Source organism: Phenylobacterium ferrooxidans, from assembly GCF_042714595.1.
Lineage (GTDB): Bacteria > Pseudomonadota > Alphaproteobacteria > Caulobacterales > Caulobacteraceae > Phenylobacterium > Phenylobacterium ferrooxidans.
Genome location: NZ_JAOTJD010000038.1, coordinates 21,814 through 35,847 on the forward strand (window position 1 = coordinate 21,814; position 14,034 = coordinate 35,847).

17 protein-coding genes are annotated in these 14,034 nt (G+C 69.0%); 13 read left to right on the forward strand and 4 right to left on the reverse strand.

Features of this window, described 5'->3' with window-relative positions:
* Nucleotides 1–107: 107 nt before the first annotated feature.
* Nucleotides 108–1,961, reverse strand: coding sequence for a dihydroxy-acid dehydratase (gene ilvD, locus OCL97_RS17335; RefSeq protein WP_377371093.1), 1,854 nt, complete (start codon nucleotides 1,959–1,961; stop codon nucleotides 108–110).
* A 148-nt stretch (nucleotides 1,962–2,109) separates the two neighbouring features.
* On the opposite strand from ilvD, the gene OCL97_RS17340 reads away from it, so the two are divergent.
* The 11 genes from OCL97_RS17340 (at nucleotide 2,110) to panB (ending at nucleotide 7,724) form a co-directional block, all read left to right on the forward strand.
* The gene (locus OCL97_RS17340) at nucleotides 2,110–2,676 is read left to right on the forward strand and encodes a helix-turn-helix domain-containing protein (RefSeq protein WP_377371094.1); all 567 of its coding nucleotides are present in this window, start codon (nucleotides 2,110–2,112) and stop codon (nucleotides 2,674–2,676) included.
* Between the two features lie 2 nt (nucleotides 2,677–2,678).
* A complete protein-coding gene (locus tag OCL97_RS17345; RefSeq protein WP_377371095.1) occupies nucleotides 2,679–3,215 on the forward strand; it encodes a GNAT family N-acetyltransferase in 537 nt (178 codons plus the stop codon).
* A 32-nt stretch (nucleotides 3,216–3,247) separates the two neighbouring features.
* Complete coding sequence (locus OCL97_RS17350; RefSeq protein ID WP_377371096.1) at nucleotides 3,248–3,598, forward strand: ArsC family reductase; 351 nt, start codon at nucleotides 3,248–3,250, stop codon at nucleotides 3,596–3,598.
* Between the two features lie 30 nt (nucleotides 3,599–3,628).
* A complete protein-coding gene (locus OCL97_RS17355) occupies nucleotides 3,629–4,054 on the forward strand; it encodes a DUF1801 domain-containing protein (protein WP_377371098.1) in 426 nt (141 codons plus the stop codon).
* 120 nt (nucleotides 4,055–4,174) lie between these two features.
* Nucleotides 4,175–4,618, forward strand: coding sequence for a hypothetical protein (locus tag OCL97_RS17360; protein WP_377371100.1), 444 nt, complete (start codon nucleotides 4,175–4,177; stop codon nucleotides 4,616–4,618).
* Between the two features lie 5 nt (nucleotides 4,619–4,623).
* A complete protein-coding gene (locus tag OCL97_RS17365; protein ID WP_377371101.1) occupies nucleotides 4,624–5,136 on the forward strand; it encodes an RNA polymerase sigma factor in 513 nt (170 codons plus the stop codon).
* The gene (locus OCL97_RS17370; RefSeq protein ID WP_377371102.1) at nucleotides 5,123–5,428 is read left to right on the forward strand and encodes a hypothetical protein; all 306 of its coding nucleotides are present in this window, start codon (nucleotides 5,123–5,125) and stop codon (nucleotides 5,426–5,428) included. The genes OCL97_RS17365 and OCL97_RS17370 overlap by 14 nt, the downstream gene beginning before the upstream one ends.
* 102 nt (nucleotides 5,429–5,530) lie before the next feature.
* Nucleotides 5,531–5,908 carry a DUF6249 domain-containing protein gene (locus tag OCL97_RS17375; RefSeq protein ID WP_304778341.1) on the forward strand — a complete coding sequence of 126 codons (378 nt, stop codon included), beginning with the start codon at nucleotides 5,531–5,533 and terminating at the stop codon, nucleotides 5,906–5,908.
* Between the two features lie 25 nt (nucleotides 5,909–5,933).
* Nucleotides 5,934–6,515, forward strand: coding sequence for an RNA polymerase sigma factor (locus tag OCL97_RS17380; protein ID WP_305338419.1), 582 nt, complete (start codon nucleotides 5,934–5,936; stop codon nucleotides 6,513–6,515).
* Nucleotides 6,508–6,888: a hypothetical protein gene (locus OCL97_RS17385; protein ID WP_304778335.1), complete on the forward strand. Its 381-nt coding sequence runs from the start codon at nucleotides 6,508–6,510 to the stop codon at nucleotides 6,886–6,888. The genes OCL97_RS17380 and OCL97_RS17385 overlap by 8 nt, the downstream gene beginning before the upstream one ends.
* Nucleotides 6,889–6,890: 2 nt before the next feature.
* A complete protein-coding gene (panB, locus tag OCL97_RS17390; RefSeq protein ID WP_377371103.1) occupies nucleotides 6,891–7,724 on the forward strand; it encodes a 3-methyl-2-oxobutanoate hydroxymethyltransferase in 834 nt (277 codons plus the stop codon).
* A 131-nt stretch (nucleotides 7,725–7,855) separates the two neighbouring features.
* Here panB and OCL97_RS17395 read toward each other — a convergent pair whose 3' ends face one another.
* From OCL97_RS17395 to OCL97_RS17405, 3 genes are read right to left on the reverse strand one after another with little or no spacing between them, the layout of a single operon-like run.
* A complete protein-coding gene (locus tag OCL97_RS17395; RefSeq protein ID WP_377371104.1) occupies nucleotides 7,856–8,938 on the reverse strand; it encodes a winged helix DNA-binding domain-containing protein in 1,083 nt (360 codons plus the stop codon).
* 27 nt (nucleotides 8,939–8,965) lie between these two features.
* On the reverse strand, nucleotides 8,966–10,195 hold the full coding sequence (locus OCL97_RS17400; RefSeq protein ID WP_377371105.1) for a DUF1501 domain-containing protein: 1,230 nt from the start codon (nucleotides 10,193–10,195) through the stop codon (nucleotides 8,966–8,968).
* Complete coding sequence (locus OCL97_RS17405) at nucleotides 10,192–11,592, reverse strand: DUF1800 domain-containing protein (RefSeq protein WP_377371106.1); 1,401 nt, start codon at nucleotides 11,590–11,592, stop codon at nucleotides 10,192–10,194. Before OCL97_RS17405 ends, OCL97_RS17400 begins: the two co-directional genes overlap by 4 nt.
* An 85-nt stretch (nucleotides 11,593–11,677) precedes the next feature.
* On the opposite strand from OCL97_RS17405, the gene OCL97_RS17410 reads away from it, so the two are divergent.
* Both OCL97_RS17410 and OCL97_RS17415 read left to right on the forward strand, forming a co-directional pair.
* Nucleotides 11,678–12,400: an ATP12 family chaperone protein gene (locus OCL97_RS17410; RefSeq protein ID WP_377371107.1), complete on the forward strand. Its 723-nt coding sequence runs from the start codon at nucleotides 11,678–11,680 to the stop codon at nucleotides 12,398–12,400.
* An 80-nt stretch (nucleotides 12,401–12,480) separates the two neighbouring features.
* A complete protein-coding gene (locus OCL97_RS17415) occupies nucleotides 12,481–14,013 on the forward strand; it encodes an acyl-CoA carboxylase subunit beta (RefSeq protein ID WP_377371108.1) in 1,533 nt (510 codons plus the stop codon).
* Nucleotides 14,014–14,034: the final 21 nt, after the last annotated feature.

Here is a 14,034-nt window from a genome sequence, read left to right on the forward strand (position 1 = left end):
TGAATGGCGGGAATAGGACTGTCATAATCAGGGCCCGGCAAGCCTGATCTGGCGGAGCCATGTTCGATCAGCGCGGCGTCGGCCGCGCCAGACTGGCCCCCGGGCCGTCAGCCTCTGAACTGATCCACGTCCCGCACCGCGCCGCGGGCGGCGCTGGTGGTGAAGGCGGCGTAGGCGCGCAGGGCCATGGAGACCTTGCGTTCGCGCTTGGCGGCCGGGGTCCAGGCCTCGGATCCCCGGGCCAACTGCGCGGCCCGGCGCTCGGCGATCACCGCGTCGCTCACGGCCAGATGGATGCTCCGCTGCGGGATGTTGATCTCGATCTGGTCGCCGTCCTGCACCAGGCCGATCAGCCCGCCCTCGGCGGCTTCGGGCGAGACGTGGCCGATGGAGAGGCCCGAGGTGCCGCCGGAGAACCGGCCGTCGGTGATCAGGGCGCAGGCCTTCCCCAGGCCCTTCGATTTCAGATAGCTGGTGGGATAGAGCATCTCCTGCATGCCCGGCCCGCCGCGCGGCCCCTCGTAGCGGATCACCACCACGTCGCCGGCCTTGATCTTGCCGGTCAGGATGGCGCTCACCGAGGCGTCCTGGCTCTCGAACACCCGGGCCGTGCCGGTGAAGACCAGGATGCTGTCGTCCACGCCCGCCGTCTTCACAATGCAGCCGTCCAGGGCCAGGTTGCCCTTCAGCACCGCCAGGCCGCCGTCCTTGGAAAACGCGTTCTCGACATTGCGGATCACGCCGCCCGCCCGGTCCAGGTCCAGCGCGTCCCAGCGGCGGCTCTGGCTGAACGCGGTCTGGGTCGGCACGCCGCCCGGCGCGGCCTTGAAGAAGGTATGGACGCTCTCGCTGGTGGTGCGGGCGATGTCCCAACGGTCCAGGGCCTCCCCCAGGGTGGCGCTGTGGACGGTCGGGGTGTCGGTGTGCAGCAGGCCGCCGCGGTCCAGTTCCCCCAGCAGGGCCATGACGCCCCCGGCCCGGTGGACATCCTCCATGTGCACGTCGGACTTGGCCGGCGCGACCTTGGACAGGCAGGGCACTCGGCGCGACAGCCGGTCGATGTCGTCCATGGTGAAGTCCACCTCCGCCTCGTGGGCGGCGGCCAGCAGGTGCAGGACGGTGTTGGTGGAGCCGCCCATGGCGATGTCCAGGCTCATGGCGTTCTCGAAGGCCCGGAAGTTGGCCACCGAGCGCGGCAGCACGCTGGCGTCGTCCTGCTCGTAGAAGCGCCGGGTGATGTCCACCACCGTGTGGCCGGCCTCCAGGAACAGGCGCTCGCGGTCGGCGTGGGTGGCCAGGACCGAACCGTTGCCGGGCAGGGAGAGGCCGAGCGCCTCGGTCAGGCAGTTCATCGAATTGGCGGTGAACATCCCCGAGCAGGAGCCGCAGGTGGGGCAGGCCGACCGCTCGATGGTCGCCACGTCCTCGTCGGAGACGGACTCGTCAGCGGCGGCGACCATGGCGTCCACCAGGTCCAGGGCGACTTCCTTGCCGTTGAGGATCACCTTGCCGGCCTCCATGGGCCCGCCGGAGACGAAGACCGTGGGGATGTTCAGCCGCAGGGACGCCATCAGCATGCCTGGCGTGATCTTGTCGCAGTTGGAGATGCAGACCATGGCGTCCACGCAGTGGGCGTTGGCCATGTACTCGACGCTGTCGGCGATCAGTTCGCGGGACGGCAGGCTATAGAGCATGCCGTCGTGGCCCATGGCGATACCGTCGTCCACGGCGATGGTGTTGAATTCCTTGGCCACTCCGCCGGCCCGCTCGATCTCGCGCGCCACCAGCTGGCCCAGGTCCTTGAGGTGCACGTGGCCCGGCACGAACTGGGTGAAGGAGTTCACCACCGCGATGATCGGCTTGCCGAAGTCGGCGTCCTTCATCCCGGTGGCGCGCCATAGCCCGCGGGCGCCGGCCATGTTGCGGCCATGGGTGGAGGTGCGGGAACGGTAAGCGGGCATGACGGTCTCAAGGGCTCTGGAGCGAAGGCCTGCACATGGCGTGATCATCCCGCCATGTCCATGCTTCGAGGTGAGCTTTTGCCGGCCTGTGGGCCCCGCGCCGCGCTATCGGGTTGATCTCACCTTTGTCGTCTCATATTCAAGACGAATGGATACTCTAGTAGACGATTCCGGAGCGCTGCTGGCCAGCCGCCTGAGGCTGGAGCGTGACATGCGCGGCTGGTCGCTCGCTGACCTCGCCGAGCGCGCTGGCGTCTCCAAGGCCACCATCAGCAAGATCGAGCGTCAGGAGGTCAGCCCCACCGCCGTCATCCTGGTCCGCCTGGCCGGCGCCTTCGACCTCACCCTGGCCGGCCTTCTGCTCCGCGCCGAGGGCGGCGGGGAGCGCCTGACGCGCGCGGCCGACCAGCCGGTCTGGCGCGACCCCGAGACCGGCTACCGCCGCCGCCAGGTGTTCAGCCGCCCTGACCACCCTGTTGAGACTGTCGAAGTCGAACTGCCTACCGGCCAGCGCGTGATCCTGCCGGCCTCGTCCTACGCCCACATCCGACAGGTGGTCTGGGTGCGGGCCGGCGACCTGGTCATCCACGAGGGCGGCGACCGTCACGAGCTCGCCGCCGGCGACTGCCTGGGCTTTGGCCCGCCCGGCGAGGTGACCATCGCCAACGAGACCGCCCAGCCTTGCACCTATGTCGTCGTCCTGGCCCGGAGCTGACCATGATCCAGATGCTCGACACCACCCACCGCGACGCCCTCAGCGACCTGCTCATCGAGGCGGTCACCAGCGGCGCGTCTGTCAGCTTCATGCACCCCATCAGCCGGGAGACGGCCGACGCCTTCTGGGACCACGCTCTCGCGGCCGCCGCCCGGGACGAGCGCGTCATCCTGGGCGCCTTCGACGGCGAGGCCCTGGTGGGTACGGTGACCCTGCTGCTGGACTGCCCCGACAACCAGCCGCACCGCGCCGAGATCGCCAAGATGATGACGCGGCTCAGCCACCGGGGCAGGGGGATCGCCACCGCCCTGCTGCGGGAAGCCGAGCGTCTGGCCGTGACCAGGTCCCGGACTCTGCTGGTGCTGGACACGGCCACGGACGGTGGCGCGGCCCCGCTCTATGAGGCCATGGGGTTCAAGCTCGCCGGGGTCATCCCGGGCTATGCCTACAAGCCGCATGGCGGGCTCAGCGGCACGGCCATCTACTGGAAGCAGGCCGGGGTCCGGCCCAACGTCTCCAACCCGGGCGTGGCCCGGTAAGCTGGCCGCTGATTCGGACGGGGAGCGCCACGATGGGAAAGACCGCGATCTACGGCATCAAGGCCTGCGACACGATGAAGAAGGCCCGGGACTGGCTGGACGGCCACGGCGTCGACTACGACTTCCACGACTACAAGACCGTCGGGATCGACCGCGCCACCCTGCAGACCTGGGCCCGGAAGGTCGGCTGGGAGGTCTTGCTCAACCGCGCCGGGACCACCTTCCGCAAACTGCCTGAGGCCGACAAGGTGGGCGTCGACGAGGCCAAGGCCATCGCCCTGATGCTGGCCCAGCCCTCCATGATCAAGCGCCCGGTGCTGGAGGTGGGCGGTGAATTACTGGTGGGGTTCAAGCCAGACGCCTACGCAGCGAAATTGCGTTAGTCTCGCAGCGCCAAGGCTGGGGAGGCGGACATGGCGCCGACACCGAACAAGACCCTGCAGACCGACGCCAGCGTCGAGGCGTTCCTCGCCGCCGTAGAGCCCGAGACCCGCCAGGCAGACGCCCGCGCCATCTGCGCATTGATGGCCAGGGTCAGCGGCTTTCCGGCGAAGATGTGGGGGCCGGCCATCGTCGGCTTCGGCAGCTACCACTATCACTACGACAGTGGCCGAGAGGGCGACGCGCCCCGGGTCGGGTTCTCACCGCGCAAGGCCGCGCTCACCCTCTACATCATGTCCGGCCACCAGGACGCGGCGCTGATGGCGCGCCTGGGCAAGTATAAGACCGGCAAGGCCTGTCTCTATCTGAACAAGCTGTCCGATGTCGACCAGGGCGCGCTGGCGGAGGTTATCGCCGGCTGCCTCGCCTACATGGCCGAGGCCCATCCCGCGACCTGAGCGAATTTTTCAAGCGCCCTGCATCCAACAGGCGTCGCGGCGGCGACTAGGGATGAAACGGGCGGGCAGACACCGCCCCGGAAAATCAATCGGGGGCTCACGCTCATGGACGCGACAACCATGGAAGACCTTTTCCGCGGCTACTGGTGGATCATCTTCCCCATCGGCGGGTTCATCTTCGCCGCCTGGGAGCGGTGGCTGAGCTACCAGCGCAGCCGCGACACCCTGGACCTGATCAAAACCTATTCCGCCCAGGGCAAGGACGTGCCGCCGGAGTTGCTGCGCCAGGTGCAGGACGACACCTGGGACGAGGACGACCGTGACGACTATCGGGGCCGCCGAGGTCGGCGTATCGCCCGCCGCTACGCCCGCCACGGTCCCTACTGGCAGTTCCGGTCGGCGATCTATACCGGCGCCATAGCCGGGGCCTTCTGGGTGGCCTCCTACTACGCCTTCGTGCCGGGGACGGTGGGACCGTTCCGGGTGGTGGCGATCATCCTGACCTGTATCGCCGCGGCCAACCTGGCCCTGGCGCTGCTGGCCTCGGCCTTCCGAGGCAAGTGACACCGATGGCGCTCGATGGCGGCCATGCTCCTGCCCAGGACATCGCCCGGCTGGTCGAGCGCCATCAACAGGCGCTGCGGGCCTTCCTGCGGCGGGCTTGCGGCGACTGGGCCCTGGCCGACGACCTGGCCCAGGAGACCTTTCTGACCGCCTGGGAGAAGATCGGCGAGCTGGGTCCCGATGCCAATGTCCGGGCCTGGCTCTGCGGGATCGGCTATAACAAGACCCTGACCGCCCTGCGCTCGGCCCGCCGGGCCCGGCGGCGGGAGGCGGACTACCAGGATGCGGCGCCGGTGACCGGCGCGCCGCATCCGGCCGACAAGATGGCCCTGGACCGGGCCATGGCCGGCCTGCCGGTGGAGCAGAGGGCCGCGGTCGCCCTCTGCCTCGCCGGGGACTTCAGCCACGCGGAGGCCGCCGAGATCCTGGCCCTGCCGCTGGGCACAGTGAAATCGCACGTGGCGCGAGGCCGTTCGCGTCTGCTGCAAGCCTTGGGAATAGCCGATGACCCGGCCTGACGATCACCTCGCCGCCCTGTTCGCGAACGACCTGCCACCGGCCCGCGATCCCGTCTTCCAGGCCTCGGTCCTTGAGGCGATGGCGCGCCGCCGCTTCCAGCGGGAAATGGTGTTCATCGCCGCGGCCAGCCTTGTCGCCGCCGCGGTGCTGGCCATCCTCTGGCCCGCGCTACAGCCGGCCCTGCACGCCCTTGCGCAGGGCCTGGCCCCCGCCGGCCTGGCCATCGGGGCGGCCGCCCTGGTGGTGGTCCTGGCCTCCTGGCGGCCGGGTGCTGACTTGAGACTGAGATGATGACAAAGATTTCATGGCCCCGCTTGCATCTATAGGGCGCGGCACGGGCCTCTTTCCTCACAGAAGCGGGCTGATACGCCCCAAAACTGGAGAGACCACGTCATGGAAGCCGTCCTCATCGTCTTCATCGTCTTCGGATCGATCGCCTCGCTGTTCCTGGTGCCCGCCTATCTGAAGAGCCGCGAACGCTCGCGCCTGCACGACACCCTCAAGGCCTCCATCGAGCATGGCCAGCCGATCCCCGCCGAAGTCATCGAGGCCATCACCAGCGACGTGAAGGTCAAGGCGCCGGCCTCTCCCATGCGGGACCTGCGCACCGGCATCATCTGGCTGGGCGTGGCGGTGGGCCTGGCCGCCTTCGGCTTCGCCATCAGCTTCGAGGAGCCCGACGCCCTCTATCCGCTGATCGGCATGGCCGCCTTCCCGGGCTTCATCGGCGTGGCCTTTATCGCCATCTCATTCTTCGGGCGCGGCAAGTAGGCCGGTTCCAGGGGGAGCAAGCCCAATGTCGGGCTCACAGCAACTGCGGTACGCCAGCCTCCACGACGTGGAACTCGCGACCCTGTCGGCCACGGGAGAACGGCGCGCCTTCGGCGAGTTGGTCCGCCGCCATGGCTCGGCGGTGCGGGGCCTCCTGCGCCGGATGGGCGCAGCCTCGGCCGAGGCCGACGACACGGCCCAGGACGCCTTCCTGGCCGCCTTCGAAAGCATCACCGAGTTTCGCGGCGAGGGGACCTTCGCCGCCTGGGTCAAGCGTATCGCCGCCCGTCAGTACCTGAAGCGTCTGCAACGTGAGCGGCGTCTGGCGAGCCTGGCGCTCGAGGCTGAAGAGGGCGCCCAAACCGCTCACCATCCCGACGCCGCCGGCCGCATCGATCTGGACGAAGCCATGAAGTGTTTAGGCGCGGCCGAACGGCTCTGCGTGACCATGTGCTACGGCGCGGGCCTCTCCCACGCCGAGGCCGCCGATGCCTTGAATCTGCCGCTTGGAACGGTCAAATCCCATGTCAAACGTGGTCTGGAGAAACTCAGAACGCGACTGGCGCCTGAGGGTGCGGAGCTGGAAGGGAGGCGTGGCAATGGCTGAGATCGAGTTCGAGCGTCGCCTGGAGCGGCTCTTCTCCGATGCGCCGGCGTTCTCCGATGAGAGCGCCTTCGCGGCGCGTGTGGAGCACCGGCTCAACCGCGGCTGGAACATGCGCCGCTGGTTCATCGGGGCCGCCGGCGTGGCCGGTGGCGTCGTCGGCGCCAGCCAGCTCATCATGTCCAACTTCGTCCAGCGGGTGGAGGACGCCTCGGCGGGCTCTTCGCGCCTCCTGCAGGCCGGGATCGCCCAGGCGCGCCCGGGCATGGACCTGTTCGCCATGGTGCAGTCGGACTGGACTGTCGTATGGATCGCCAGCGGCCTGGCTGTCCTGGCCATGGGCTTCGTGCTCACCCGCGTGATCGAGGAGATCTGACGATGTCGGCTCAACGTCAGGAAACGGTTCGGCGCCTCGCCGCGCCGGATATCACCGCGCGCAAGGGCGGCGTCCCCATTGTCTGCCTGACGGCCTACACCGCGCCCATGGCCGAACTGCTGGACGACCACTGCGACCTGCTGCTGGTGGGCGACAGCGTCGGCATGGTGGTGCATGGCCTGCCCAACACGGTCGGCGTCACCCTGGAGATGATGATCCTGCACGGCCAGGCGGTGATGCGGACCTCCAAGAAGGCCATGGTGGTGGTGGACATGCCCTTCGGCTCCTACGAGGGCGCGCCCGAGAACGCCTATCAGAACGCCGTGCGCATCATGAAGGAGACCGGCGCCTCGGCGGTGAAGGTCGAGAGCGGCTCCACGGTGGTGGAGACCATCGAATATCTCGTGAAGCGTGGCGTGCCGGTCATGGGCCATGTGGGCCTGCGGCCCCAGGCGGTGCTGGTGGATGGCGGCTTCAAGGCCAAGGGCCGCGCCGGCGAGGAACGCGCCCGGATCCTGGAGGAGGCCAAGGCCACCGCCGCGGCCGGCGCCTTCGCCGTGGTCGTCGAGGGTGTCGCCGAGGGCCTGGCCCGCGAGATCACCGAGGCCATCGCCGTGCCCACCATCGGCATCGGCGCCTCGGCCGGCTGTGACGGCCAGATCCTGGTCACCGACGACATGCTGGGCCTGTTCGACTGGACGCCCAAGTTCGTGCGCCGCTACGCCGACCTGCGCGGCGAGATCACCAAGGCCATTGCGGGCTATGCCGACGACGTGCGCCAGCGGAACTTCCCCGGGCCGGCGGAGATTTATTTCGCCAAGGCCGCGAACACCTAGAGCCTGATCCGTTGAGGTGGAATCGCTTCGCGATTCCGCCGATGCGGTGGATCAGGCTCCAGATATAAGCGAGAGCATGATTCACGCCTGAGCCGGGACCGCTGCGCGGTTCCGTCTCAAGCGATCATGCTCTAGGCGAACAGGACGGCGGCTTCCGCTGTCGGTTCAAAGGTTTTCGCCAGCGCGATGGCTTCGGCCTCAATGGCTTCGCGGTCCTTGGCTGTGAACTTCTCGAACGCGGTGACGGACACCGTCGCGGTCTTCTTCTTGGCCTCCAGCTTCCACGTCCCGGCGACGAAACCGTCCACCAGCAGCATCGGCGGAACCTGCAGGTTCTTGCTGGCGACCCTGGGCGCGTGTTCGGGCGGCAGGATGCGGGCGCGGTCCTGGTGGCCCTGGGTGACGGCGTCGAAGTCCGGCACGAAGCGCGGCGGGGCAGGGATGTGGCCACCCGGCCGGGGCGCGTCCTTCAGATCGTAGAGCACCCTCTTTCGGTCATCTCGGAAGGTGACCAGGTCGTCGCCGAGCGCTTCAAACAGCGGCGCGACACCCTTCAATCCGGACCAGCCGCTGAAGTCGGCGGGCGTCGCCGGGCCCCAGGCGGCCAGGTAGCGGCGCAGCAACTCAGCAGGCTCCGCCGCCGCCGCGATGTCCTCGCCCAGATAGGCCTTGGCCAGGACGAACTCGCCACCGGGCGAAAAGCCGTACGGTGTATCCGACGCCGCCTGGACCAGGGGCAGGAGTTGGCGCGCCGCATAGGCCATGATGCGGATGTCAGAATAGCCGGCCTTTTCCAGGACGTCCCGGAAACTCTCGAAGACCTGCGGCTCGGCGAAATGGCTGCGCGCCAGGGCCAGAACCGGCTCCAGCTCGGTGACCGTCGTCTTGGTCCCGCCCGGCAGGGTGATGGCCTCTCCGGTCCTCAGGCTGCCCCGGAAGGCCAGGAAGTTGGCGGCGGTCATCAGGTGGAGCGTGCCGCGCATGGCCGTCGCGCGGACCACCTCGCGGGCGTCGATGGCCTGTCGCAACGCTATCGGCTCGAACGTCGCCAGCCGGGACCACAGCCCGATGAAAGGCGTGCGGGGCAGTTGGGCCTGGATCGCCAGCAGCCGGGACAAGGCGTCGACGGGGGTCAGCGGGTGGCGTTCCAGCAACATCTGCCGAGCCAGCAGGGCGCGGTTCAAGTCGCGGTCGGTCAGGATGTCGTCGCCCATCGGCCCAGGATCGCCGAGACCGGACGGCTAGACCAGTCCCGTCACGGGCCGGGCGGCCGCACTATCGGGAAAGACCGTGGTCTCCAGCGCCCGTCGATCCAACCCCATATGGTCGGCCAGCACCCCCTTGAACAGGCCACGCATGTCCAGGGTCGGGGCCAGGTCACGGGCCTCGAACAGGGCCGAGCTCTTCAGGGTCGGCCAGTCGCCGACGATGCCGCCGGGTTTCAACGCTCCGCCCAGCACCAGGGCTGTCGAGGCCGTGCCATGGTCGGTGCCGCCTGTGCCATTCACCCGCGCCGTGCGCCCGAACTCGGTGGTCACCAGCACCACGCTGTCCTTCCACGCCCCGCCGAGGCCCGCGCGCAGCCCGTCCAGCGCGGCGTCCAGATAGGTCAGGCGTGGCGCCAGCTGGCCCAATTGGTTGGCGTGGGTGTCGAAGCCGTCGAGGCTGACCACCGCGATCTGCGGGCCGCCGGGCTCGCGCATGAAGCCCGCGACGGTCGACCCCAGCTTCCGCGCCGCCTCCGCCCCCTGACGCGCCAGCCCTTGGGCGTTGGCGGGCGTCATGGCGGTCATCGAGGCGCCGCCCCCGAGGCTGGTCATCGCCGCCTGGGCCATGGTCTCGGTGGCGAGGCCCCGGGCCAGGGCGGGGCCGAGCACCGGATCGTCCCTGTAGAGGTCCTGCAGCAGAGTCGGCAGGCGGGCCGAGGCGTCGACGCCCTTGCCCGGCGACCAGGAGGACACCGGCGCCGGCCCGCGCAGGATCAACGGCGCGGTGGGTCCCACCGAGAGGGCCTCGACCTTGCGCTGGGCCGAGAGGCTGCTCACCGCTCGGTTCAACCAGCCGCTGCTGGCGCCGTAGACCCCTGCGGCGCCGCTCTCCAGCACGTCCTGAGCCTCGAAGTGCGACCGCGCGCGATCGGGCGTGGCGACAGCGGGGACGATTCGCGCCTCACCGACCCGCGCCATGGCGTGGACCGAGGGCAGCGACGGGTGCAGGCTGAAGGTCCCGTCCAGCTTCAGGGCGTTGTCGTCCAGGGCGATGGCCCGGCGCAGGCCCTGGTAGTCGGGGTCGCCCACCGGCGGGGCGACGGACAAGCCGTCCATCCCGCCCCGGCAGATCATCACGATCAGCTTGCGGCGACCTTGCGCCCCCTCCGAGGCCGCGAAGGCCTGGCGGGCGACGAACTGCAGGGAGAGGCCGAAGCCCGAGGCGGTGGCCAGGGCGGCGCGGCGGGTGGGTTTGGCGGTCATCGGCGTTGGAACTCCGGGCTCATCAGCAACAGGGCCAAGCCCTCGGCGCGGGTCTCGGCGCGGGCGATGGCGGTCGCGGTCGGGGCGGACAAACGCGCGCCGAGCGCCTCGCTCGCCAACCGTCCGGGATCGCGGTCGACGATGGCGGCGGCGGCGAAGCTCTGCGCCCAGGCCATCCGTTTGATGATCGCGTCCGGCCCCGCCCAGGATGCGGTGTCCTCGGGCCAGCCCTTGGGGGAGGGAGCACTGAAGGCCCGCTGGCCCATGGCGTTCAAGGTGGGCGCCAGGACGCTGATGTCTCGCGGGACTCCGCCCGCCGCCCGCCAGCTGGAGATCAGGAACTCGTAGGGCGTCTTGAACTTGGCCTGGGTCGGGGCCCAGGCTTCCGGTGCGTCGATCAGAGCCTTTGCCACCTCGCCGAGCTGGCCGCCGGTGTCTAGCCAGCGGCGCTCCAGGCGGTCCACCAGGACCGGCGGCGGAGTGTCGGCCACGAAGTGCCGGGCGATCTTGCCGCAGATGAAGCGGGCGGTGGCGGGCTTTTGGGCGAGGTCGGCCAGGATCACGCCCGCCTGTTCCCTGCCGCCGGCCGGATAGCGCACCCCCATAACCGTCCGCGCGCCCGGCTCGTGGGCCATGGGGCGGAATATTGGCGCGCCGGCTCGGCTGGGGTCCTCGCGCAGGCCGCCGATGGAGAGCCCGGTCAGGGCGCGGGCGAACTCGGTGACGTCGGCCTGGGCATAGCCGCCGTCCACGCCGACGGTGTGCAGTTCCAGGATCTCCCGGGCCAGATTCTCGTTCAGGCCTGGCGTCCTGCCCGCGCGCCTCGCGTATTTCGCCGCGGGACTGCCGGGGCCGATGGACTGGGCCTGGTCCAGATAGAGCAGCATGGCGGGGTGGGTCTCGGCGGCGCCCAGCAGTTGGGCGAAAGCGCCGAACACGTGCGGTCGGATCGCTTCCTGCTCATAGGGCCCCACGACCGTGGCGGTGATCAGCTTGGTGGCGGACACCGTGAAGTGGTTGGCCCAGAACAGGGCCCAGCGTTCGCGGAAGCCCTCGGGCGTCAGGGCGCCGAGACGGGCGCGGGCCGTGAAGTCAGCGCCGGTATCCTCGCGGAGCATCCTCTGGGCCATCTTCACGGGGTCGCGGTGGCCAGGCCTGGGATCATTCGGCCCCTGGGCCGCCTTCATCGCCTTGCGGTCCTGCTGGTAGTCACGGAACTCGCCCAGGCGCTGCTGCGCCGTCTCGGCGCCCGCCTGCGGCTGCTGCGCGCCTTCGCGGTGGATCTGGGCCTTCAGGAAGCCGCGCGGGTCCTGGCGCGCCCCGCGGATCTCACCGGACCGCGCGCCCAGTCCGAAGCGGGTCACGGCGATGGCGGCGTCCAGGTCGCGGTCAGCCAAGGCGAGCCTCCTTGCGCAAATCTCATCCAACGCTCATTTGCACGCGCACGGCGACCGTTTCCGTCGCTGGCGTCTGGAGGACTACGTGGCCAAGGGATTCAAGGAAGCTGGCGAGAAGCCCCGCCGCTTCTACAAGAGCGTCGCGGTTGAGGCCGTCGAGGGCGGCTTCGCGGTGAAGCTGGACAGCCGCAGCCTGCGCAGTCCCCGGTCGGCCCTGATGGTTCTGCCGACCCAGGCCCTGGCCGACCTCGTCGCCGCGGAGTGGGCCGCCCAGGGTGAGCATATCGAGATGGCCCTGATGCACGCGACCCGCCTGGCCAACACGGCGCTCGACGCCATCCCCCAGGCGCGTGACGGCACGGCGGCTCAGATCGCCGACTATGCCGGCTCTGACCTGCTCTGCTATTTCGCCGAGGATCCGGTGGGGCTCGTGGACCGCCAGCAGCAGCATTGGGGCCCGGTCCTGGAGCGTGCTGAGCGGGAGTTCGAGGTCGCTTTCGTAAGGGCTGCGGGCATCGTTCACCGCACCCAACCCGACGAGACCCTGGCCAAGGTGAAGGCCATGGCGCTGGATCTCGACGACTTTGGCCTGGCCGGCGTCGCTTTCGGCACAGCCCTCTTCGGCTCGGCGGTCCTGGCCTTTGGCCTGGCGCGCGGCTGGATGACCGGCCTTCAGGCCCTGGAACTATCGCGGCTGGATGAGACCTTCCAGGAAGAGAAATGGGGCGTCGACGACGAGGCCGCCGAACGCACCGCCCGTCACATGGTGGAGGCGCACATGCTCGAGCGCTGGTTCAAGGCCCTCTAGCTGACGCCCGGTGAACTTGCGCCGGCTTCCGGGCGCGACTAGGGCTTGATCCCAGCACAGAGCGTTAAGAGGGGCCGGCCTTGAAGCATATCATCGAGGAGCTTGAGAAGCGTCGCGCGGAAGCCCGCATGGGCGGCGGCGAGCGCCGCATCCAGAGCCAGCACGCCAAGGGCAAACTCACCGCACGCGAGCGCCTGGACCTGTTGCTGGACGAAGGCTCCTTCGAGGAGTTCGACATGTTCGTCGAGCACCGGGCCACCGACTTCGGCATGGCCGACAACCGGGTGCCGGGCGATGGCGTGGTCACCGGCTGGGGCAATATCAACGGCCGCCTGGTCTTTGTGTTCTCCAAGGATTTCACGGTCTTCGGCGGATCTCTTTCCAACGCGCATGCGCAGAAGATCGTCAAGGTGCAGCAGCAGGCGCTCAAGGTCGGCGCCCCGATCATCGGCCTGTTCGACGCCGGCGGCGCGCGCATCCAGGAGGGGGTCGACGGCTTGGCAGGCTATGCCGACATCTTCCTGCAGAACACGCTGGCCAGCGGTGTCATCCCGCAGATCAGCGTCATCATGGGCCCCTGCGCCGGGGGTGACGTCTATTCCCCCGCCATCACCGACTTCATCTTCATGGTGAAGGATACGAGCTACATGTACGTCACCGGCCCCGACGTGGTCCGCACCGTGACCCACGAGGAGGTCACCCACGAGGAGCTGGGGGGCTACCGCGTCCACGCCATGAAGTCCGGCGTCGCCGACGGCGCCTTCGAGAACGACCTGGAGGCGCTCACCCAGGTGCGCCGCCTGGTGGATTTCCTGCCGCTTTCGAACCGCGAGAAGCCCCCGGTCCGGGAGAGCTTCGACAATGTCGAGCGCGACGAGATGAGCCTCGACACCCTGGTGCCGTCCAACCCCAACAAGCCCTACGACATGAAGGAGCTGATCCTCAAGATCGTGGACGAGGCTGACTTCTTCGAGATCGCCCCGGACTTCGCCAAGAACATCATCTGCGGCTTCGCCCGCATGGACGGCCGCACCATCGGCATCGTCGCCAACCAGCCCCAGGTGCTGGCCGGCGTGCTGGACATCGACTCCAGCCGTAAGGGCGCCCGCTTCGTGCGCTTCTGCGACGCCTTCGAGATCCCCCTGGTGACCCTGGTGGATGTGCCGGGCTTCATGCCGGGCACCAAGCAGGAGCAGGGCGGTCTGATCCGCCACGGCGCCAAGCTCTTGTTCGCCTATGCCGAGGCCACCGTGCCCAAGGTGACCCTGATCACCCGCAAGGCCTATGGCGGCGCCTATGACGTGATGAGCTCGAAGCACATCCGCGGCGACGTGAACTATGCCTGGCCCACCGCCGAGATCGCCGTCATGGGCTCCAAGGGCGCCGTGGAGATCATCTTCCGCGCCGAGATCGGCGACCCCGACGCCATCGCCGCCCGTGAGGCCGAGTACAAGTCCCGCTTCGCCAACCCCTTCATCGCCGCCAGCCGCGGCTACATCGACGACGTCATCAAGCCCCACAACACCCGCAAGCGCATCGCCCGCTCCCTGAAGAACCTGCGGGGCAAGCAACTGACCAACCCCTGGAAAAAGCACGATAACATTCCGCTGTAGGGGGCGCAGGGTCGCCGAACG